This is a genomic window from Collinsella aerofaciens ATCC 25986, from assembly GCF_964259375.1.
In the GTDB taxonomy this organism is placed as follows: domain Bacteria; phylum Actinomycetota; class Coriobacteriia; order Coriobacteriales; family Coriobacteriaceae; genus Collinsella; species Collinsella aerofaciens_BO.
The window spans coordinates 1,512-2,937 of record NZ_CAXVJM010000032.1; the positions used below are offsets into that span (position 1 = coordinate 1,512).

1 other annotated feature (running past both ends of the window) is annotated in these 1,426 nt (G+C 64.7%).

Features of this window, described 5'->3' with window-relative positions:
• Window positions 1–1,426 (reverse strand) — a sequence feature (mutual gap in cmsearch alignment for this rRNA model is longer than 100) (it extends past both window edges: 1,476 nt to the left, 196 nt to the right).

Here is a 1,426-nt window from a genome sequence, read left to right on the forward strand (position 1 = left end):
CGTGCGGACCGGATTTCCCTGGTCCGCGGGCCGCGCTCCATCACGGGGACGTCCAGAACCCCGCCGAGCCACCCCCATCCGTCGCCCCGTCGGTCGTAGCGCCGCGTGCGCGGTGCAGGAATGTCTGCCTGCTGCGCGTCGGCTACGCCTCCCGGCCTCGCCTTAGCCCCCGACTGACCCTGGGAGGATTAGCCTTGCCCAGGAAACCTCGGGTTCACGGCGGACGAGTTACTCTCTCGTCTCTCGCTACTCATGCCAGCATTCTCACTCCCATGCGCTCCACCGTCGGTCGCCCTCCGGCTTCTCCGCCCATGGGAAGCTCCCCTACCGATTCTAATGAATTAAAATCCCGCCGCTTCGGTGTCCAGCTTAGCCCCGTGTATTGTCGGCGCATGTCCACTCGACCAGTGAGCTGTTACGCACTCTTTGAATGGATGGCTGCTTCTAAGCCAACATCCTGGTTGTCTGGGCGGACGCACATCCTTTGCCACTCGGCTGGAACTTGGGGACCTTAGCGGGCGGTCCGGGCTGTTTCCCTCTCGAGCACACAGCTTAGCCCACATGCTCTGACTGCCGCGCTCTGGGCCGCCGGCATTCGGAGTTCGGTTGGATTCGGTAGGCGGCGAAGCCCCCTCGTCCATCCGGTGCTCTACCTCCGGCGGTGAACGCGCGACGCTAGCCCTAAAGCTATTTCGGGGAGAACGAGATATCTCCGGGTTTGATTGGCCTTTCACCCCTATCCGCAGGTCATCGCCGCCGTTTTCAACCGACGTGCGTTCGGCCCTCCACGGGGTCTTACCCCCGCTTCAGCCTGCCCACGGATAGCTCACCCGGCTTCGCGTCCGCGGCGCGGGACTCAAGTCGCCCTGTTAAGGCTCGCTTTCGCTCCGGCTCCCTTTCGGTTAACCTCGCCCCGCGCCAGCGACTCGCTGGCTCATTCTACAAAAGGCACGCCGTCACAACTAAAAGTTGCTCCGACTGCTCGTGGGCGCACGGTTTCAGGTACTGTTTCACTCCCCTCCCGGGGTGCTTTTCACCTTTCCCTCACGGTACTGGTGCGCTATCGGTCACAGGGTAGTACTCAGGCTTGGATGGTGGTCCACCCAGGTTCGGACCGGGTTTCACGTGCCCGGCCCTACTCAGGGACCGCGTCGCGCCGTCCGGTCTGGGTTCGCGTACGGGGCTGTCACCCGCTGCGGCCGGCCCTCCCATGCCGTTCCGCTCCCCAGCCGGACCTGCGCCCGGGGGCGGCAGCCCCCGGATGCGCGGCCCTGCAACCCCGTCGGCGGAACCCCTGCCGGGTATGCCCGCTCGACGGTTTGGCCATCGGTCCCCTTTCGCTCGCCGCTACTCGGGGAGTCTCGAGATTGATTTCCTCTCCTCCGGGTACTTAGATGTTTCAGTTCCCCGGGTTGTCCTCCCCGGC